This window comes from Mycobacterium sp. PTI7 (assembly GCF_056679845.1).
Genome location: NZ_CM155252.1, coordinates 594301 through 613590 on the forward strand (window position 1 = coordinate 594301; position 19290 = coordinate 613590).

15 protein-coding genes, 1 tRNA gene and 1 pseudogene are annotated in these 19290 nt (G+C 69.7%); 11 read left to right on the forward strand and 6 right to left on the reverse strand.

Annotated elements, in window-relative coordinates; all coding sequences use genetic code 11:
• Nucleotides 1-3 precede the first annotated feature (3 nt).
• Nucleotides 4-930, forward strand: coding sequence for an NAD(+) diphosphatase (gene nudC, locus AC1MEY_RS02850; protein ID WP_480229231.1), 927 nt, complete (start codon nucleotides 4-6; stop codon nucleotides 928-930).
• A 17-nt stretch (nucleotides 931-947) separates the two neighbouring features.
• Here nudC and mrx1 read toward each other — a convergent pair whose 3' ends face one another.
• The gene (gene mrx1, locus AC1MEY_RS02855) at nucleotides 948-1196 is read right to left on the reverse strand and encodes a mycoredoxin Mrx1 (RefSeq protein WP_480229232.1); all 249 of its coding nucleotides are present in this window, start codon (nucleotides 1194-1196) and stop codon (nucleotides 948-950) included.
• A gap of 77 nt (nucleotides 1197-1273) precedes the next feature.
• Here mrx1 and AC1MEY_RS02860 point away from each other — a divergent pair, with 77 nt between their 5' ends.
• The 3 genes from AC1MEY_RS02860 (at nucleotide 1274) to AC1MEY_RS02870 (ending at nucleotide 4117) form a co-directional block, all read left to right on the forward strand.
• Nucleotides 1274-3397 carry an ATP-dependent DNA helicase UvrD2 gene (locus AC1MEY_RS02860; protein WP_480229233.1) on the forward strand — a complete coding sequence of 708 codons (2124 nt, stop codon included), beginning with the start codon at nucleotides 1274-1276 and terminating at the stop codon, nucleotides 3395-3397.
• A 128-nt stretch (nucleotides 3398-3525) separates the two neighbouring features.
• Nucleotides 3526-3705, forward strand: coding sequence for a hypothetical protein (locus AC1MEY_RS02865; protein ID WP_480229234.1), 180 nt, complete (start codon nucleotides 3526-3528; stop codon nucleotides 3703-3705).
• Nucleotides 3706-3844: 139 nt separating this feature from the next.
• Nucleotides 3845-4117, forward strand: coding sequence for a WhiB family transcriptional regulator (locus tag AC1MEY_RS02870; protein ID WP_480229235.1), 273 nt, complete (start codon nucleotides 3845-3847; stop codon nucleotides 4115-4117).
• A 49-nt stretch (nucleotides 4118-4166) separates the two neighbouring features.
• Here AC1MEY_RS02870 and AC1MEY_RS02875 read toward each other — a convergent pair whose 3' ends face one another.
• The 3 genes from AC1MEY_RS02875 to AC1MEY_RS02885 are packed head-to-tail and all read right to left on the reverse strand — an operon-like array spanning nucleotide 4167 to nucleotide 7808.
• Entirely contained in the window at nucleotides 4167-5498 is a 1332-nt protein-coding gene (locus tag AC1MEY_RS02875) for a macrolide-binding ATPase MABP-1 (protein ID WP_480229236.1), read from the reverse strand.
• A gap of 43 nt (nucleotides 5499-5541) precedes the next feature.
• Nucleotides 5542-6384: a TOMM precursor leader peptide-binding protein gene (locus AC1MEY_RS02880; RefSeq protein ID WP_480229237.1), complete on the reverse strand. Its 843-nt coding sequence runs from the start codon at nucleotides 6382-6384 to the stop codon at nucleotides 5542-5544.
• A 35-nt stretch (nucleotides 6385-6419) separates the two neighbouring features.
• Nucleotides 6420-7808 carry a zinc-dependent metalloprotease gene (locus tag AC1MEY_RS02885; protein ID WP_480229238.1) on the reverse strand — a complete coding sequence of 463 codons (1389 nt, stop codon included), beginning with the start codon at nucleotides 7806-7808 and terminating at the stop codon, nucleotides 6420-6422.
• A 126-nt stretch (nucleotides 7809-7934) separates the two neighbouring features.
• Between AC1MEY_RS02885 and AC1MEY_RS02890 the strand changes: the two genes are divergently transcribed.
• From AC1MEY_RS02890 to AC1MEY_RS02910, 5 genes and pseudogenes are all read left to right on the forward strand, one after another.
• A complete protein-coding gene (locus AC1MEY_RS02890) occupies nucleotides 7935-8957 on the forward strand; it encodes a YlbL family protein (RefSeq protein WP_480229239.1) in 1023 nt (340 codons plus the stop codon).
• 108 nt (nucleotides 8958-9065) lie between these two features.
• Nucleotides 9066-12086, forward strand: coding sequence for a UPF0182 family protein (locus tag AC1MEY_RS02895; RefSeq protein ID WP_480229240.1), 3021 nt, complete (start codon nucleotides 9066-9068; stop codon nucleotides 12084-12086).
• A 119-nt stretch (nucleotides 12087-12205) separates the two neighbouring features.
• Nucleotides 12206-13557: pseudogene (locus AC1MEY_RS02900) on the forward strand (FAD-binding oxidoreductase).
• Nucleotides 13558-13609: 52 nt separating this feature from the next.
• Nucleotides 13610-13683: transfer RNA gene (locus tag AC1MEY_RS02905), tRNA-Met, on the forward strand.
• Between the two features lie 225 nt (nucleotides 13684-13908).
• A complete protein-coding gene (locus AC1MEY_RS02910) occupies nucleotides 13909-14352 on the forward strand; it encodes a hypothetical protein (RefSeq protein ID WP_480229241.1) in 444 nt (147 codons plus the stop codon).
• Between the two features lie 43 nt (nucleotides 14353-14395).
• On the opposite strand, the gene AC1MEY_RS02915 is transcribed toward AC1MEY_RS02910, so the two are convergent.
• On the reverse strand, nucleotides 14396-15004 hold the full coding sequence (locus AC1MEY_RS02915; protein WP_480229242.1) for an NAD(P)H-dependent oxidoreductase: 609 nt from the start codon (nucleotides 15002-15004) through the stop codon (nucleotides 14396-14398).
• Nucleotides 15005-15129: 125 nt separating this feature from the next.
• The gene (locus tag AC1MEY_RS02920; protein ID WP_480231273.1) at nucleotides 15130-17523 is read right to left on the reverse strand and encodes an excinuclease ABC subunit UvrA; all 2394 of its coding nucleotides are present in this window, start codon (nucleotides 17521-17523) and stop codon (nucleotides 15130-15132) included.
• Between the two features lie 245 nt (nucleotides 17524-17768).
• Between AC1MEY_RS02920 and AC1MEY_RS02925 the strand changes: the two genes are divergently transcribed.
• The gene (locus AC1MEY_RS02925; protein ID WP_480229243.1) at nucleotides 17769-18713 is read left to right on the forward strand and encodes an NADP-dependent oxidoreductase; all 945 of its coding nucleotides are present in this window, start codon (nucleotides 17769-17771) and stop codon (nucleotides 18711-18713) included.
• Between the two features lie 56 nt (nucleotides 18714-18769).
• Nucleotides 18770-19258: a MarR family winged helix-turn-helix transcriptional regulator gene (locus tag AC1MEY_RS02930; protein ID WP_480229244.1), complete on the forward strand. Its 489-nt coding sequence runs from the start codon at nucleotides 18770-18772 to the stop codon at nucleotides 19256-19258.
• Nucleotides 19259-19290 lie beyond the last annotated feature (32 nt).

Here is a 19290-nt window from a genome sequence, read left to right on the forward strand (position 1 = left end):
GCGATGACCGACTTCACCCTGCGCAACGTCCCGCTGCTGTCCCGGGTCGGGGCCGATCGCGCCGACCTGCTCCGCACCGACGTCGACGCTGCCGTCGCCGCCTGGCCCGAGGCGCTGCTGCTGCGGGTCGACCGGCGCAACCAGGTCCTCATCTCGGGGGGACGGGTCGTGCTGTCCGCCGCCGCGAAGTACGCCGACGGCCCGGACGAGAACTCCGTGTTCCTCGGCCGACTCGACGACGGCAGGCACGTCTGGGGCGTCCGCGCCGCACTCGAGGCCCCCGAGGACCCGACCGCCGAGACCGAGGTGCTCGACCTGCGCCGCGCCGGCGAGGTGTTCGACGACGTCAGCGCGCAGCTGGTGTCGACGGCGACGGCGCTGCTGAACTGGCACGACCACGCGCGCTTCAGTCCCGGCGACGGGTCGCCCACGAAGGCGATCAAGAGCGGGTGGGCGCGGGTCAACCCGGTCAACGGGCAGGAGGAGTACCCGCGGATCGACCCGGCGATCATCTGCCTGGTGCACGACGGCCACGACCGCGCGGTGCTGGCGCGACAGACCGTCTGGCCGGAGCGGCTGTTCTCGCTGCTCGCCGGTTTCGTCGAGGCGGGGGAGTCGTTCGAGGCCTGCGTGGTGCGCGAGATCGCCGAGGAGGTCGGGCTCGCCGTCAGCGACGTGCACTACCTGGGTAGTCAGCCGTGGCCGTTCCCGCGCTCGCTCATGGTCGGGTTCCACGCGGTCGCCGATCCCGAGCAGCCGTTCTCGTTCAACGACGGCGAGATCGCCGAGGCTGCGTGGTTCACCCGCGCCGAGGTGCGCGATGCGCTCGAGCACGGTGATTGGAGCAGCGACTCGCCGTCGCGGCTGCTGCTGCCGGGGTCCATCTCGATCGCCCGGGAGATCATCGAGTCCTGGGCCGCGCTGGACTAGCGGCTGCGGCGTCCGAACTAGGCGCCGAGCTTCGCCTTGACCTGCTTGGCACTCGGGTTCGTCATCGTCGACCCGTCGGCGAACTTCACCGTCGGCACGACGTGGTTGCCGTTGTTCACCGATCCGACGAACTCGGCGGCGGCGGGATCGGCCTCGATGTCTACCTCGGTCCAGGAGATCCCCTCGGACTTCAGTGCCGTCTTGAGTCGCGAGCAGAACCCGCACCAGGACGTCGTGTACATCGTCAGACCAGTCGAAGCGCTCATGAGTACTGCAACGTAGCGGACGCCCCGAACATGCCGCACGGTCGCCGATGTCACGAGGCACTGACAAGATGGTCGGCATGGGAAGCCAAGGTTCCGCGGCGCCCCCTGGCGCGACGCTGGACGACCTGGACTCCGAGCAGCGTGAAGCCGTTCAGGCGCCGCGCGGTCCCGTCTGCGTACTCGCGGGAGCGGGCACCGGCAAGACCCGAACCATCACCCGGCGCATCGCCCACCTGGTGGCCAGTGGGCACGTCGCGCCGAGTCAGGTCCTCGCGGTCACGTTCACCTCGCGCGCGGCGGGTGAGATGCGCGTCCGGCTGCGTTCGCTCGACCAGCAGGCCGACGGGGTCGGCACCGGCAACGTCCAGGCCATGACGTTCCACGCCGCCGCCCGCCGTCAGCTCCAGTACTTCTGGCCGCGGCTGGTCGGCGACACCGGTTGGGAACTGCTCGACAGCAAGTTCGCGGTGGTCGCCCAGGCCGCCAACCGGGCGTCGATCAAGGCCAGCACCGACGACGTACGCGACCTGGCCGGCGAGATCGAATGGGCCAAGGCGTCGCTGATCAGCCCGGAGGCCTACCCCGCCGAGGTCGCCCGGGTGGGCCGCGACATCCCCCTGGACGCGGCCAAGGTCGCCGCGGTGTACGCGGGATACGAGACGCTCAAGGCGCGCCGCGAGGGCACCACGCTGCTCGACTTCGACGACCTGCTGCTGCACACCGCCGCCGCCATCGAGAACGACGCGGCGGTCGCCAGTGAGTTCCGGGACCGCTACCGCTGCTTCGTCGTCGACGAGTACCAGGACGTCACGCCGCTGCAGCAGCGCGTGCTCGACGCGTGGCTGGGGGAGCGCGACGACCTGACGGTGGTGGGCGACGCCAACCAGACCATCTACTCGTTCACCGGGGCCACGCCCAACCACCTGCTCGACTTCTCCCGGCGCTTCCCCGACGCCACCGTGGTGCGGCTCGAGCGTGACTACCGGTCCACCCCGCAGGTGGTGTCGCTGGCGAACCGGGTCATCGGCGCCGCGCGCGGCCGCATGGCGGGCAGCCGCCTGCACCTCGTCGGTCAGCGCCCGCCGGGTCCCGAGCCGACGTTCACCGAGCACACCGACGAGGTCGCCGAGGCCACCGCGGTGGCCAAGCAGGTCAAGAAGCTGATCCAGGCGGGCACGGCGCCGTCGGAGATCGCCGTGCTCTACCGCATCAACGCGCAGTCCGAGGTGTACGAGGAGGCGCTCACCGAGGCAGGCGTGGCCTTCCAGGTCCGCGGCGGCGAGGGCTTCTTCAGCAGGCAGGAGGTCCGGCAGGCACTGCTGGCCCTGCAGCGTGCCGCGGAGCGCGGCGCGGAGGTCAGCGGCGCCGAGCTGGCCGCCGGGGTCCGCGACCTCCTCGAGCCGCTGGGCCTGACCCCCGAGGCGCCGACGGGCACCAAGGCCCGCGAGCGCTGGGAGGCCCTGACGGCGCTCGCCGAACTCGTCGACGAGGACGTCGCGCAGCGTCCGGAACTCGACCTGCGCACGCTGGTCGCCGAACTGCGTCAGCGCGCCGACTCCCGCCACCCACCGGTGGTGCAGGGCGTCACGCTGGCCTCGCTGCACGCGGCGAAGGGCCTGGAGTGGGACGCGGTGTTCCTGGTCGGCCTGGCCGACGGCACGCTGCCGATCTCGCACGCCATCAACAAGGGCGCCGAGAGCGAGGCGGTCGAGGAGGAGCGCCGACTGTTCTACGTCGGGATCACCCGCGCCAGAATGCATCTCAGCCTGAGCTGGGCGCTGGCGCGCGCACCCGGCGGCAGGCAGGGCCGGCGGCCGTCACGGTTCCTCAACGGCGTCGCCCCGCAGGCGCCCGCGGATGCCGGTCCGGGCAAGTCCCGCAAGCAGCGCGGTCCCGCACCGCGCTGCCGGGTCTGCAACGGTCCGTTGACCACCCCGGCGTCGATCATGCTGCGGCGCTGCGAGACCTGCCCGTCCGATCTCGACGAGGATCTGCTGGGGAACCTCAAGGAGTGGCGGCTGCGGATCGCCAAGGAGATGAGCGTGCCGGCCTACGTCGTGTTCACCGACAACACGCTGATCGCGATCGCCGAGACGCTGCCCACCGACGACGCCGCGCTCGTCGCGATCCCCGGCATCGGTGCCCGCAAGTTGGAGCAGTTCGGGCCGGACGTCCTCGAACTCGTCCGCAACCGGTCCTAGGGACTGCCAACTTCCGTCAAGATCGCGCCAAAACCGCAGGTCAGAAAATCGCTTGTGGCGTTTTCGTGTTAGCGTCTAGCCTCATAACCGCCCGCAGGGGCACACGTACATCGAGAGGAGGTCGCGAGATGATCAGCAATCCGTTCAACGGCGTAGTCATTCCCGTCGGCGTCCTCGGCGCGTCCTGGGCAACCCCCGTCACCGCCCATGCCGCCGCGTCGGCCCACGCCGTCGCCGCGCCCGCGTCCATGCGCAAGCGCCGCGCCGCTACGGCGGCTCCCGCGTCCGTGAATCGGGGCTCCAGCTAGGAAGCCCACGACATGCCTGATGGCCACGGACCCGAGACCGGATCCGTGGCCATAGTTTTCGGCAGACCCGAAGACGACTGGTCGAAGGATCCATCTGAGACAGATGATTCGAGAACTACGACCAGGAAGCAGGAGAGTCATGTCGGACCGGACATGCCGCGAGAGGCTGACGGTGCCATGTCACGGAGAACCCGACCTGTGGTTCGCCGAGAGCCCCAACGACCTGGAGCAGGCCAAGGCGCTGTGCGCGGACTGCCCCATCAGGCGTGAGTGCCTGGAGTCGGCTCTGGAACGCGAAGAGCCGTGGGGTGTTTGGGGCGGCGAGATCCTCGACCGCGGAACCGTGGTCGCCCGCAAGCGTCCCCGTGGTCGCCCGAGGAAGAACCCGCAGGCCAGTCCTGCGGCCGCATGAGCGAGATGCCGCCCGACGTCGCGTCGGGCGGCATGTCGTGCGTTCGGCGCTAGCCCTCGGGCGCGAAGCCCGGGATCAGTTCGGTGGCAAGCGCTTTGGTGGGGATGTGCGCGTCGAGCTGGCAGGAGATCGCGACGTTCGAGGCGATGACGCGCATGGGTATCGCGAGCCGCGCGGGGATGTCCATCTGCCGCGCGGCCTTGATCTGATCGACCGAGAGGTCCATGTTGCGGGCGGCCATCTTCTGCAACCACTTGCGTGAGTAGTGGAAGACGTCGACCTCGAGGGGCTCGACGTACTGGCGCAGCATGTCGTCGACTTCCCGCGCGGAGACCTTCTCGCCGCGCTGGATGAAGCCGACCTTCTCCATCGCGGGCAGCAGCTTGTCGTAGTCCTTCTCCATCGCGTACCGCACGACGTGGCCGAGTTCGACGGGGATGCCGCCCGGCAGCGGTGCGACGGCGCCGAAGTCGAGGACGCCCATCTTCCCCTCGGGCAGCAGCATGAAGTTCCCGGGATGCGCGTCGCCGTGCATCATCTCGAGCCGGCGCGGGGCGTCGTAGGTCAGCTCGAACAGGCGGGTACCCATCAGGTCGCGCTCGTCCTCGGTGCCCTCGCGGATGATCTTCGCCATCGGGATGCCTTCCATCCACTCGGCGATGACGACCTTGGGTGCACTCGCGACGATCGCGGGAACCACGAAGTGCGGGTGGTCGCGGTAGGCCTTGGCGAAGGCGCGCTGGTTGTCCGCCTCCAGGCGGTAGTCCAGCTCCATCTCGGTGCGCTCGATGAGTTCGTCGACCACGCCCTGCACGTCGGCGCCGGGCGACAGCTGCCGGAACACCGACACCATCCGCTTCATGGTCTTCAGGTCGGCGCGCAGCGCCTCGTCGGCGCCGGGGTACTGGATCTTGACGGCGACCTCGCGGCCGTCGGACCACACGGCCTTGTGCACCTGGCCGATGCTGGCCGAGGCGACGGGTTCGTCGCCGAACGAGGTGAACCGGCTGCGCCACTTGGTGCCGAGCTGCGCGGCGAGCACCTTGTGCACCTTCTCGGCGGGCAGCGGCGGCGCGTCCTTCTGCAGTTTGGTGAGGGCTTCGCGGTAGGGCTCGCCGAACTGCTCGGGGACGGCGGCCTCCATCACCGACAGGGCCTGGCCGACCTTCATCGCGCCGCCCTTGAGTTCACCGAGGACGGTGAACAGCTGCTGGGCAGCCTTCTCCATCAACTCGGCGTTGACTTCGTCCCTCGACGAGCCGGTGAGCCGTTTGCCCAGACCCAGTGCGGCGCGCCCCGCGATCCCTGCGGGAAGCGACGCGAGCTTGACGTTGCGCGCGGCGCGGCCGCGCTTGATGTCTGCCACCCCACCATTGTCCACGACTCACCTGGCAGCGCCTCTGTGACGTCTGGAACACCGGTGCTCAGCAGTCGCAGCGGGGATGCCGCGTCCACCGCCTGCTGGTCGTCGAGCCGGTGGCGACGTCGAACTCGAGGGTGGTGTCGAGCGTCGGCGGCGGTGCGTCCGCCGGACCCACCTCGCCGGTGTCGCGCACGGCCTTGACGACGCGGTCCACCTGGTGCAGCGCCAGCGCGGCGGTGGCGAGCACCGTCGCGCGGTCCGCGGTGCCGACCGCGTGACGTAGCTGGGCGGCGACGGCGGGCCAGGCCTCGTCGCGGTCGCTGCGGTGCAGGTCGGCACACCGCAGGCAGCTGGTGCGCCCCGGCAGGACGAGCGGGCCGATCAGGCCGGTGCCGTCGCGCACCCGCACCGCGAGGTGGGGCACCTTGGCGTCGTGCAGGTCTCGACGTACTTGCGGATCGGTGGCCAGGTAGTCGGTGAGAACGACGAGGTCGGTGCTGTCCGACCGGACGCCCGCGTGGCTGAAGCTGCTGTGCCGCACGCGGGTTCCGGAGCAGCGCAGCGCGCCGGCCAGTAGGTCCGACAGCGGCCCGCGGCCGTGGATGCGCACCGACGCCGACCGGACGTGCGGTGCGGCGGCGCCGACCACCTTGGCGCGGGTGAGCGACGCGAGCAGGTCGGCCACGTCGTCGGCGTCGTCGGCGCCGCGGTTGAGGGCCAGCGACACGAGGTCGGCGAAGGTGATGCCGGACTGCATCTCACGGAGCACGTCGGCCAGCGCGGCGGCCGTGAGCCCGGCGGGTGGTCGCACCAGGATCGCCCGGCGCGGATCCCATCCCACCTGCACGGTGTGGTCGGGTCGCATGAGGACCGGCATCGCCGGGTCCAGCGTGTAGCGCAGCACCAGCCGACTCAATCACGGTCGGCGGTCGGTCCGCTTTACTTGTCCACAGGGGGATCCACAGGCGGGTCGGCGGGCGGCTCGGTGTCGCCGTCGGTGCCCTGGAAGTCCTTCTCGAGGTCGGCGATCGCCTGGTCGATCCCGCTGGTGTCGCCGCCGAGGACGCGGTCGATGAACCCGGCGGGCTCGTCGAGGTCGTCGGCGCCGGGCAGCAGGTCGGGGTGCTGCCACACGCCGTCGCGGGCGTCGGCGCCCACGGCCTCGGTGAGCTTCTCCCACAGCGCGGCGGCCTCCCGCAGTTTGCGGGGCCGCAGCTCGAGGCCGACGAGGGTGGCGAAGGTCTGCTCGGCGGGACCGCCGGTGGCGCGCCGGCGGCGCAGCGTCTCGCTGAGCGCGGAGGTGCCCGGGATCCGGTCGCCCAGCGCCGCGGTGACCACGGTCTGCACCCAGCCCTCGATGAGCGCGAGCAGCGTCTCGAGGCGTTCGAGCGCGACGACCTGCTCGGGGGAGGCCTTGGGCTCGAACATGCCCTGGCTGAGCAGCTCCTCCATCTTCGAGGGGTCGGTCAGCGCGGAGGGGTCGATCCCGCGGGCGAGGTCCTCGATGCCGGTGGTGTCGACCTTCATGCCCTTCGCGAACGCCTCGACGGCGCTGAGCAGCTGGCTCGACAGCCACGGCACGTGACTGAACAGCCGGTGGTGGGCGGCCTCGCGTGCGGCGAGGAAGGTCATGATCTCGCTGCGGGGCTGCTCGAGTCCCTCGGCGAGCGCCTCGATGGCGTCGGGCATCAGAGCGGCAACGCCCTTGGGGCCCAGCGGCAGCCCGATGTCGGTGGACGTCAGGACCTCCTTGGACAGCGTGCCGAGGGCCTGCCCGAGCTGCGAGCCGAACGCCATGCCGCCCATCTGGGACATCATCGCCAGCAGGGGCCCGGCCATGGCCCTGGCCTCCTCGGGCAGGGTCTGGGTCCAGACCGCCGAGATCTGCTCGGCGACCGGGTCGCACAGCCGCTTCCACGTGCCGAGGGTGTTGTCGATCCAGTCGCTCGGCGTCCAGGCCACCGACTTCGTGGTGCCCGCGGGCAGCGGGGTGACTCCGTCGAGCCAGGTCTCGGCGAGCCGGACCGCGTCGGAGATCGCGGTGCTGGTCTGCTCGGGGATGGGCTTGACGAAGCCGATCGAGTTGGACGCGAGCTGGCGGGCCAGGTCGTAGTTCACCGGGCCGGACTGCGCGCCGCTGCCCATGACGTTGCCTGCGCCGCTGAACATCTCGCCGAGCTTGGAGAAGATCTGACCGAGGTCGCCCATGTCGAATCCCGCGCCGCCGAAACCGAACGGATCCTGCGGGCTGTTCGGGTCGCGATCCTTCTTGCGCTTGTCGGGGTCGGGGTCGTCACCCGAGTTGAAGCCGAACGGCAGGTCAGACATGACGTCAACGGTACCCACCATGGCGGCTCGGCGCGGGCTCGCGGGTCACGCCGACAGTGAACTCCGAGGCCGTGCGGCGAGGGTCCGGTCCCGGCGAGCCCTAGTGTGGGCAGCGTGAATGGCGGGTTGAACAGGCGGCTAGTGACCGTTCTGGTGGCGTTGGTGCCCATCGTGGCGTTCGGCTTGCTGCTGTCGGCGGTCCCCGTGCCGTTCGTCGCGCTCGGACCGGGCCCCACCTTCGACACCCTCGGCGAGGTCGAGGGCAAGCAGGTCGTCGACATCGAGGGCACCGAGGTGCAGAAGACGTCGGGCCACCTGAACATGACGACGGTGTCGCAGAGCGACGGCATCTCGCTGGGTCAGGCGATGCTGCTGTGGCTCTCCGGTCGCGACCAGCTGGTGCCCCGCGCGCTGGTGTATCCGCCCGACAAGTCCAAGGACGAGATCGACGAGGGCAACACCAAGGACTTCCAGAGTTCGGAGGACAACGCCGAGTACGCCGCGCTGTCCTACCTGAAGTACCCGGTGGCGGTCACCGTCGAATCGGTCACCGAGCCGGGTCCGTCGGCGGGCAAGCTCGAGGTCGGCGACGCCATCGACATGGTGAACGACAAGCCGGTCGCCACCCTCGACGAGTTCACCGGGCTGCTCAAGGCCACCAAGCCGGGCGACCGGATCGTCATCGACTACCGCCGCAAGGGCGGCGACCTCGGGACGACGACGGTCACCCTCGGCGACAACCCGGACCGCGACTACGGGTTCCTCGGCGTCGGCGTGCGGGACGCCCCGTGGGTCGACTTCACCATCGACTTCAACCTGGCCAACATCGGCGGCCCGTCCGCCGGGCTGATGTTCAGCCTCGCCGTCGTCGACAAGCTGTCCACCGGCGATCTCAACGGCGGCAAGTTCGTCGCGGGCACCGGCACCATCACCGCGGACGGCAAGGTCGGCCCGATCGGCGGCATCACCCACAAGATGTACGCGGCGCAGGAGGCGGGCGCGACGGTGTTCATGGTGCCCGCCGAGAACTGCGCCGAGGCGAAGACCGCCGAGGACGACGATCTGCGGATGATCAAGGTGAACACCCTCACCGACGCCGTGGAGTCGCTGAAGTCGTATTCCGCCGGTGGCGAAGCTCCCACTTGCTGAGAACTCCCTTCGCAGCCTTTGCGTAAGGTTGGGTCACGCCGCGTGCTCTCCCCGGAGGTCGCGCGACCGATCTGCCAGTGCACTGGCACCCGAGAGTGGAGTTGACGAGTGGGGATGCGGCCTGCGGCAAGAATGCCGAAGCTGACGCGACGTAACCGGATCCTGGTCGGCATCGCGCTGACCTTCGTCCTGCTGTTGTTGATCGGCCCACGGTTCGTCGACACCTACGTCGACTGGTTGTGGTTCGGCGAACTGGGTTACCGCTCGGTGTTCACCACCGTCCTCACCACGCGCCTCGTCGTCTTCCTGGTGGCCGCGCTGGTGATCGGCGCCGTCGTGTTCGGGGCGCTGACGCTGGCCTACCGCACCCGGCCGGTCTTCGTCCCGTCGGTCGGCCCGAACGACCCGGTGGCGCGCTACCGCACCGCCGTGATGTCGCGGATGAAGCTGTTCACCATCGGCGTGCCCGCGTTCATCGGCCTGCTGGCCGGCATCGTCGCCCAGACCTACTGGGTGCGCGTGCAGCTGTTCCTCAACGGCGGCGAGTTCGGCGTGGCCGACCCGCAGTTCGGCATGGACCTCGGCTTCTACGCATTCGACCTGCCGTTCTACCGGCTGGTACTGAGCTACCTCTTCGTGGCCGTGTTCCTCGCGTTCATCGCGAACCTGCTGGGCCACTACCTGTTTGGTGGGATCCGGCTGGCCGGGCGCACCGGCGCGCTGAGCAAGGCCGCACGCATCCAGCTGATCGCACTGGGCGGCACGCTGATCCTGCTGAAGGCGTTCGCCTACTGGCTCGACCGCTACGAACTGCTCAGCAACACCCGCGGCGGCAAGCCGTTCACCGGCGCCGGCTTCACCGACATCAACGCGGTGCTGCCCGCCAAGCTGATCATGCTGGCCATCGCGGTCATCTGCGCCGCGGCCGTCTTCTCCGCGATCTTCCTGCGCGACCTGCGGATCCCCGCGATCGGCGTCGTGCTGCTCCTGCTGTCGTCGCTCATCATCGGCGCCGGCTGGCCGCTGATCGTCGAGCAGTTCAGCGTCAAGCCCAACGCCGCGCAGAAGGAATCGGAGTACATCAGCCGGAGCATCACCGCCACCCGGCAGGCGTACGGCCTGACCGACCAGACGGTGACGTACCGCGACTACAGCGGCAACTCCCAGGCGACGGCCCAGCAGGTGGCGGCCGACCGGGCCACCACGTCCAACATCCGGCTGCTCGATCCGACCATCGTCGGGCCCGCCTTCACGCAGTTCCAGCAGGGCAAGAACTTCTACTTCTTCCCCGACCAGCTGTCGATCGACCGCTACAACGGGCCTGATGGACGCCTGCGCGACTACGTGGTCGCCGCGCGCGAACTCAACCCCGACCGCCTGATCGACAACCAGCGCGACTGGATCAACCGGCACACCGTCTACACCCACGGCAACGGGTTCATCGCCTCGCCGGCCAACACGGTCCGCGGCGTCGCCAACGACCCGAACCAGAACGGCGGCTACCCCGAGTTCCTGGCCAGCGTGGTCGGTGCCAACGGCGAGGTGGTGTCGCCGGGACCGGCGCCGCTGGACCAGCCGCGCATCTACTACGGCCCGGTCATCGCGAACACGGCCGAGGACTACGCGATCGTCGGTCGCAACGGCGAGGACCGCGAGTACGACGTCGAGACCAACACCGAGACCAAGAACTACACCTACGCGGGCACGGGCGGCGTTCCGCTCAGCAACTGGTTGTCCCGCAGCGTGTTCGCGGCGAAGTACGCCGAGCGCAACTTCCTGTTCAACAACACGGCCATCGGCGAGAACAGCAAGATCCTGTTCAACCGCGATCCCGCCGACCGGGTGAGCGCGGTCGCGCCGTGGCTCACCACCGACAACGGCGCCTACCCGGCGATCGTGAACAAGCGCATCGTGTGGATCGTCGACGGTTACACCACGCTCGACAACTACCCGTACTCCGAGCTGACGTCGCTGTCGTCGGCGACCGCCGACTCCAACGAGGTGGCGCTCAACCGCCTCGCGCCGGACAAGCAGGTGTCCTACATCCGCAACTCGGTGAAGGCCACCGTCGACGCCTACGACGGCACCGTCACGCTGTACGCGCAGGACGAGAACGACCCGGTGCTCAAGGCCTGGATGTCGGTCTTCCCCGGCACCGTGAAGCCGAAGAGCGAGATCAGCCCGGAGCTGCAGGAGCACCTGCGCTACCCCGAGGACCTGTTCAAGGTGCAGCGTGCACTGCTCGCCAAGTACCACGTCAACGACCCGGTGACGTTCTTCTCGACGTCGGACTTCTGGGACGTGCCGCTCGACCCGAACCCGACGGCCAGCAGCTACCAGCCGCCGTACTACATCGTCGCGAAGGACATTGCGCAGAACGACGATTCGGCGTCGTTCCAGCTGACCAGTGCGATGAACCGGTTCCGGCGAGACTTCCTGGCGGCGTACATCAGTGCCAGTTCGGACCCTGAGACGTACGGCAGGATCACCGTGCTGACCATCCCTGGTCAGGTGAACGGACCGAAGCTGGCGTTCAACGCGATCAGTACCGACACCGCGGTCAGTCAGGACCTCGGCGTCATCGGCCGCGACAACCAGAACCGGATCAGGTGGGGCAACCTGCTGACGCTGCCGGTCAGCAACGGCGGTCTGCTCTACGTGGCACCGGTGTATGCGTCGCCGGGCGCCAGTGACGCCGCGTCGTCCTACCCGCGTCTGATCCGCGTCGCGATGCTCTACAACGACAGGGTGGGTTACGGGCCGACGGTCCGCGATGCGCTCGACGAGTTGTTCGGGCCGGGTGCCGGAGCCACCGCCACCGGACCTGCGCCCACCGTGGGCCAGTCGGGCAACGCGGCACCCCCGGCGGCGCAGCCCCAGCAGGGCAGCGTCACCCCGCCGGCGTCGCCGCCACCGGCTCAGGGCCGTGCGCCGGAGGTTCCCACCCCGGCAGCGATCCCGCCGGGTGGTCCCGTGCAGCTGTCGCAGGCGAAGGCCGCGGCGCTGCAGGAGGTCAACTCCGCGCTCGACACCATCCAGTCGGCTCAGCAGAGCGGTAACTTCGCCGAGTACGGCGAGGCGCTGCAACGTCTGGACGATGCGATGGCGAGATACCGCGACGCCAACTAGGGCCTGAGCGACGACGATGCCCCCGGTCCCACGGATCGGGGGCATCGTCGTCTCGCCAAGTGGATGCCAAGTGCTCTGATCGATCCTTCCGTCGACCACTCGACGAGAGGAGACCATCCATGTCCGCGACCCACGATCTGGACACCATCAGCGGCCTGCGCGACGTCGTCGCCGGCCCGGTCGCGCTACCGGGGGAGCGCGTGTACCAGCGGGCGACGCCGTGGAACCTCGCGGTCCCCACGGAGCCGGCGGCGGTGGTGTTCGCGACCTCGGCGGCCGACGTCGCGGCCGTGACGCGTTTCGCGACCGAACGCGGCCTGCGCGTGGCCGTGCAGGCCACCGGACACGGGGCGGTCGGCGTCGATGGTGACACGATCCTGGTGCTGACGGCCGGACTGTCGGGCTGCCTGATCGACGTCGTGAACCGCACCGCGCGGGTGGGGGCGGGCGTCGCGTGGCAGCAGGTGCTCGACGCCGCCGCACCGCAGGGCCTGGCGCCGCCGTGCGGGTCCGCGCCGGGCGTCGGGGTGGTCGGCTACCTGACGGGCGGCGGCATCGGCCCGCTCGTGCGTACGACGGGTCTGTCGTCGGACCACGTGCGGGCATTCGACCTCGTCACTGCGCGAGGGGAGGTGTTGCGGGTGACCCCCGACGAGCACGCCGACCTGTTCTGGGGTCTGCGGGGCGGCAAGTCGATGTTGGGCATCGTGGTCTCCGTGGAGTTCGATCTGCTGCCGATCGCCGAGTTCTACGGTGGCGCACTGTACTTCGACGGGCGTGACGCCGAGGCGGTGGTGCGGGCGTGGCGTGCATGGAGTGGTGGTCTGCCCGAGTCCGTCACCACGTCGGTCGCGATCTTGCAGCTGCCGCCCCTGCCGGGTGTGCCCGAGCCGCTGGCGGGCCGCATGACGGTGGCTGTGCGCTACGTCGCCGTCGGCGATCTCGCGACCGGCGCGTCGACGCTGGCGCCGATGCGCGAGGCCGCCACGCCGATCCTCGACACGTCGGGGTGTATCCGTACTCCGCGATCGGCGCGGTGCACGCCGATCCCGTGGACCCGATGCCGGTGCACGAGGACCACGCGCTGCTCGCCGATCTGCCGGTGGAGGCCGTCGACGTGATCCTTGCCGCCGCGGGTCCGGATTCGTGCTCGCCGCAGGCGATCGTGGAGTTGCGTCTGCTCGGTGGTGCCCTCGCGCGTGATGCTCGTCACCCCAGCGCGTTCTGCCATCGCAAGGCGGCCTACTCGCTGTCCACGATCGGCGTGCCCGCCCCGCCCGTGGCCGAGGCGGTGGCCCCGCACGCGGCGGCACTCGTATCGGCTCTGCGGTTCTGCTCCACCGGTGGTCAGCTGCCCAATTTCGCGCCGTCACGCGACCCCGGGCGGCTCGCCAAGTGCTACGACGAGGACACCCTGCACCGCCTGGAGGAGTTGGCGGCACGGCACGATCCGGCCGGCATCCTGGCCTGAGCAGCCGATTTGGTGTTACCCCAAGGCCTTCGGTAACCTTTCGTTTACCCGACGCGGGGTGGAGCAGCTCGGTAGCTCGCTGGGCTCATAACCCAGAGGTCGCAGGTTCGAATCCTGTCCCCGCTACTAGGTGGAACGGCCCCCGGAGATGCTCCGGGGGCCGTTTCTCATCGATGGGTGCTCCCTGCATGGGCTCGGTCGCGAAACTGACGTCGACTCCGCGTACGCGCGGTCCAAAGTCCAGCAATCGCAGCACCATCCGCCTCGGCGCTGCGTCGGAGACTGCACCGGTGTTGCCAGAGATCGGTGGAGGGCGCCACGGCGTGAATCTCGAAGAGGCACAATCGACGCATGCAGCTCACTGGCTATGGGGCGCCGCAGGTGGACGTCAGTCCCGGTGTCCTCGACGTGCTCCGTTGGACCGAGACCACCGTGCGCCGGACTGCGAGTCGCGCGATGGCGTTGGCGGCGCTTGTCGATCGTGCCGGTTCGACGCTGGACGACATCGCCGAGCTTCGACGGGCGGCGGAGATCATCGCGAGCAGCCTGTCCGAGTTGGGCAGCAGCGCGGCCGGCATCAATCGAAACGCCGAGAAGATCGCCGGTCTCAGCACCGCGGCACAGGGTATCGACGATCACGCCGAGAAGTTGGCGACGGGCATCGACGAACTCATGGCCATCCTGCCGACGCTGAAGCGACTCACCGAGATCGTCGACCCGCTGGACACCACGGTCGTCCGCCTCGGTCGGTTCGTCGACCGGCTGCCGGGAGGGGGTCGGCGCAAGCCGTCCTGAGTGGAGGCCGGTATCGAGTGGCCTCCAGCCTCGGTGGTGTCGGTCAGCGAACGATGCTGGCGAGCACCTCGGCGCGGACGGCGTCGTAGGGCCGGTGAAAGTCTCCCGGGGCCGCAGACGGCTCGGTGTGCACGACGAACCCCTGAACGTCCATGCTCATGAAGCCGCCAAGGATCTCGAAGAACGGGCCAAGGACGAAGTCGGTCCGCGGGTCCGCCCCCGTCGGAGTGGCGCGCGCGGACACCACGGTCACGGGTTTGGACCGCAGCGGGTCGATGCCTTCGCCGACGGGTGAGTTGGCGCCGATGACGTGCACGTAGTCGAGCCAGGTCTTGAGCGTCGACGGCATCGAGAAGTTGTACATCGGGGAGCCGATCAGTACCCCTGCGGCGCCCGCCAACTCGTCGAGCAGCTCGTCCTGCAACCGCTGGGCCTCCGCCGACGGCGCGACCGAGTCCTCCGGACGACGAGAAGCGATGAAGTGCAGCGCATTCGTGGGCAAGTGCGGCAGTGGATCGGTATGCAGATCTCGCCGACGGATCTCGCGGTCCGGACCCACCAGGGCCCACCGCTCGGCGGCTTCCGCGGTCAGCCGACGCGTTGCCGACGAGCTGAGGTTGGCGGACGAGTCCAACTGGAGGAGGTAGGCCATGGGTCAGGAAGTCTAGTCGGGCGCGCTACCTCGAGATCGACGTGCTTCACGGGCAACCGAGAGCGGTGAGGCCACGGCAGGAAAGGTCGTCATCACGATCGATCGACTGCCCGTCAACGACCCACCTACCCGAGGTACCGCCCCGTCACGCTGTCCGGCGACTGGGCGATCTCCTCCGGCGTACCGGTCGCGACGATCGTCCCGCCCGCCGCGCCGCCACCGGGACCCATGTCCACGACGAAGTCCGCGTTGGCGATCATGTCGAGGTCGTGCTCGATGACCACGACGGTCGCGCCCTTCGCGCCGAGTCGGTCGATGACGCCGAGCAGCACGCGGACGTCGAGGGGGTGCAGCCCGACGCTGGGCTCGTCGAGGACGAACAGTGCGTCGGACTGCTTGCGGCCGAGTTCGGTTGCGAGCTTGAGCCGTTGGGCCTCGCCGCCCGACAGCGCCGGGGTGTCCTCGCCCAGCGTCAGGTATCCCAGCCCGAGGTCGATCAGGGTCTGCAACTTCCGGTGCACCTTGGGCAGATCGGCGGTGACCTCCATGGCCTGCTTCACCGTGAGCGCGAGGAGTTCGGGCAGCGCGAGCCCGCCGTCGGCCTCGCGTCGGAACGCTTGGGCTGCAGGGGCATAGCGGCTGCCGTCGCAGTCGGGGCAGGGGATGTCGACGTCGGGGAGGAACTGGACGTCGAGCGAGATCTGCCCGGTGCCCTCGCAGCGCGGACACCGCAGCGAGCCGGTGTTGTAGGAGAAGTCCGAGGCGGTGAGGCCGTGGCGCCGCGAATCGTCGAGGTCCGCGTAGACGCGGCGGAGGTCGTCGAGAATGCCGCTGTAGGTGGCGACGGTGGATCGCACGTTGGTGCCGATCGGCGTGGCGTCGACGACGTTGACCCGCTCGATTCCCGACGGCTCGACCGACGCGACGTGCGCCGGCAGCGGGTCACCCGCGGCGGTGGCCTGCAGTGCCGGCACCAGGCTCTCCAGCACCAGGGTGGTCTTGCCGGACCCGGACACCCCGGTGACCGCGGTGAGCCGGCCCTTCGGGATGTCGACGTCGAGCGCGTGCACGGTGTGCAGCGGGTGCGTCACGAGGCGAATCGTGCCGTGGTCGAACACCGTTGGCGACGAGACGGTGTCGCGCACGCGGATCGGTTCGGTGCCGTCGAGGAACCCGGCGATCAGTGACGACGGATTGCCCACCAGGTCGTCGAGGGTGCCCTCGGCGAGCACGGTGCCGCCCTCGCTGCCCGAGCCCGGGCCGATCTCGATGAACCAGTCGGACTCGCGGAGCACCTGCACGTCGTGGTCGACCAGCACGACGGAGTTCCCGTCGCGCAGCAGGTCGCGGATGACGCCGTTGAGGCCGTCGATGTTGGACGGGTGCAGGCCGATGGACGGTTCGTCGAGGACATAGAGGACCCCGGTGGTCTGGTTGCGGACGGCCCGGGAGAGCGCCACTCGTTGCCGCTCTCCGGTGGAGAGGGTGGAACCGGGCCGGTCCAGCCCGAGGTACCCGAGGCCGAGTTCGACGAGCCGCTCCGCCATCTCGAGCAGTTGCGTGACGATCGCGGTGGCCATCGACCGCATGTCGGCGGGCAGGGTGCCGACCACCGTTGGCGCCCAGGTGATCACGTCGTCGAGCGTCTTCGCGGTCGCCTCGGCCAGGTTGATGCCGGTGACCCGCGGCGCGAGCGCACGATCGCTCAACCGGGTGCCGTCACACGTCGGGCAGGTGGCGGTGTGGATGAACTTGTTGACCCGGGTGAGGCCGCCTTCGCTGGCGGCCTTGTCGAGCGCCTCCTGCACGGCGAGGCGGGCGTTGCGGTACGTGAAGTTGACCTCGAACAGCTTCCCGCTCTTGGACGGCACCGTGATGCGGTGCTTCTCGGCGGGGCCGTGCAGGACGACGTTCCGCTCGTCGTCGGTGAGATCGCGGTAGGGCACGTCGGTGCGCACGCCGAGTTCGCCGACCATCTGCGGCATCACGGTGAGGCCCATCATCTTCCACGGGGCCACCGCGCCGTCGGCGATCGTGCGGGAGGGGTCGGGGACCAGCAGTGCGTCGTCGATCTCCCGCACGACCCCCAGGCCGCCGCAGGTCGGGCACGCGCCGTCGGAATTGAAGGCGAGTGCCTCGGCGCCCGGCGGGGTGAACGTGACTCCGCAGACCGGACAGGTGAGGTCCAGGCCGGCGGCGACGTCGATGGTCGGTTCCTGGCGGTGCCCGTTGGGACAGACGTGTTCGGACAGGCGGGAGAACAGCAGGCGCAGGACGTTGAGGAGTTCGGTCGAGGTGCCGAAGGTGCTGCGCGCGCCGGGGACGCCCGGCCGCTGCCGCAGGGCCAGGGCGGCGGGCACGTGCCGGACGCTGTCGACGGTGGCCTTGGTGGCGTGCGACATCCTGCGGCGGGTGTAGGTGGACAGTGCCTCGACGTAGCGGCGGGACCCCTCCGCGTAGAGGACACCCATCGCCAGCGACGACTTGCCCGAGCCGGAAACCCCTGCGATGGCGACCATCTGGTTCAGCGGCACGTCGACGTCGACGTGCGCGAGGTTGTGCACGCACGCGCCACGCACCTCGATCGTGGTGGGCGCTGGCGGCCGCTCGCTGTTCTGCCTGGACACTGCGGCCCCTTCCGCGTCGGACGACCGGGGAAGCCTATCGGCAGGCGCCGACGGCGGCTCGGGGAATGCTTCGACATCGAAGCGGGTTGTGGAGACTATCGCTTCGACATCGAAGCAATTGACGAAGGAGGACGATCATGAAGGCTCTCTACTACCACCGCTACGGCGACGCCGATGTCCTGGCGTACGGCGACGCACCGCGACCGGCTCCCGGTCCGGGAGAGGTCCTGATCGAGGTGGCGGCCACCTCGTTCAACCCGGTGGACGCGGGAATCCGCGGCGGCTACCTGGCCGAGGTGTACTCGATCTCGTTCCCGCACGTTCCGGGCGTCGACGTCGCCGGCACGATCGCCGAACTGGGCGATGGCGTTCGCGGGTGGCAGGTCGGTGATCCGGTGATCGCGATGCTGCCGCTCGACGCCGACGGCGCCGCCGCGGAATTCGCACTCGCGCCGGCCGGGTCGCTCGCGTCCGCACCGCGGTCGCTGGACCTGGGCGATGCCGCCGCGCTGCCGGTGGTGGGACTCACGGCCTGGCAGTCCCTGTTCGAGATCGCCGACGTGACCGCCGGGAAGAGGGTCTTCGTCAACGGCGCCGGGGGCGCCGTCGGTGGATACGCCGTCCAGCTGGCCGCGCGGGCGGGCGCCGTCGTCACGGCGACGGCGAAGTCGCGTGACGTCGACCGGCTGCGGCGATACGGTGCCGACCGGGTGGTCGACTACGTCGACTTCGACACGAGGCCGCTCGCGGTGGAGGGCGCGCCGTTCGACGTCGTCCTCAACCTGGTCGTCACCACCGACGGGGACACCGAGGCGCTCATCGGGCTCGTCGCCGACGGCGGCATTCACGTCGGCACCATGGCCTTCGGGCCGACGGAGCCGGGCCGCGGGGTCCGCTCGCAACGGATCTTCGTCCGGAGTGACGCCGCGCAGCTCGCCGAACTCGTCCGTCGCGTGGACGACGGGGAGTTGGACGTCGACGTGGCCGAGCGCCTCCCGATCGATCGGGCAGCGGCCGTGCACGAGGCATCCGATGCCGGTCGCCTGCACGGCAAGACCGTGCTCGTCCCCGTGGTCGAGTAGCCGACGCCAAGGGTCGTGAGCCTGGTGCTTCGACGCCGAAGCACTAGGCTCCCGACATGGCCCCCGCGCTCGATGCCCAGCAGATGCGAACCTACTTCGCCCTGACGGAGGCGGTCAGTCTGCTGCAGTACGCGGTGCGCCGGCAGCTGCAGGCCGAGGGCGGGCTGAGCTACGTGCAGTTCGAGATCCTCGCGAAACTTGCTGACGCGCAAGGCCAGTCGCTCACCATGACCGATCTCGCCGATGGGGTGGTCTACAGCCGTTCCGGTCTAACCCACCAGGCCGGACTGCTGGAGAGGGACGGGTTGATCAGCCGCCACCCGAGCCCCGACGATCAGCGTGCCACCGTCGTTCAGATCACCGAGGCGGGTCGCACACGTGTCGCCGACGTGCTTCCCGGCCACGTGGACGTCGTCCGCGACATGCTCTTCGACGCGCTCTCCGACCGTGACGTGCGCACTCTCGGCGACATGATGGGTCGCGCCCGCGATCACATGCGGGCGCGTCCGCCCCGCTCCGCGGCTCCCCGCAGGAGAATCGGGTAGTCCACGCCCTGCGCCGTTGTCACCACAGAACA

Bases quoted from the DNA above. Each gene is read 5' to 3' on its own strand.
- nudC (WP_480229231.1), top strand. From the start codon at position 4: ATGACCGACTTCACCCTGCGCAACGTCCCGCTGCTGTCCCGGGTCGGG.
- AC1MEY_RS02925 (WP_480229243.1), top strand. From the start codon at position 17,769: ATGAAGGCTCTCTACTACCACCGCTACGGCGACGCCGATGTCCTGGCG.
- AC1MEY_RS02915 (WP_480229242.1), bottom strand. From the start codon at position 15,004: ATGGCCTACCTCCTCCAGTTGGACTCGTCCGCCAACCTCAGCTCGTCG.
- AC1MEY_RS02870 (WP_480229235.1), top strand. From the start codon at position 3,845: ATGTCGGACCGGACATGCCGCGAGAGGCTGACGGTGCCATGTCACGGA.
- AC1MEY_RS02920 (WP_480231273.1), bottom strand. From the start codon at position 17,523: ATGGTCGCCATCGCAGGGGTTTCCGGCTCGGGCAAGTCGTCGCTGGCG.
- AC1MEY_RS02910 (WP_480229241.1), top strand. From the start codon at position 13,909: ATGCAGCTCACTGGCTATGGGGCGCCGCAGGTGGACGTCAGTCCCGGT.
- mrx1 (WP_480229232.1), bottom strand. From the start codon at position 1,196: ATGAGCGCTTCGACTGGTCTGACGATGTACACGACGTCCTGGTGCGGG.
- AC1MEY_RS02865 (WP_480229234.1), top strand. From the start codon at position 3,526: ATGATCAGCAATCCGTTCAACGGCGTAGTCATTCCCGTCGGCGTCCTC.
- AC1MEY_RS02930 (WP_480229244.1), top strand. From the start codon at position 18,770: ATGGCCCCCGCGCTCGATGCCCAGCAGATGCGAACCTACTTCGCCCTG.
- AC1MEY_RS02885 (WP_480229238.1), bottom strand. From the start codon at position 7,808: ATGTCTGACCTGCCGTTCGGCTTCAACTCGGGTGACGACCCCGACCCC.
- AC1MEY_RS02860 (WP_480229233.1), top strand. From the start codon at position 1,274: ATGGGAAGCCAAGGTTCCGCGGCGCCCCCTGGCGCGACGCTGGACGAC.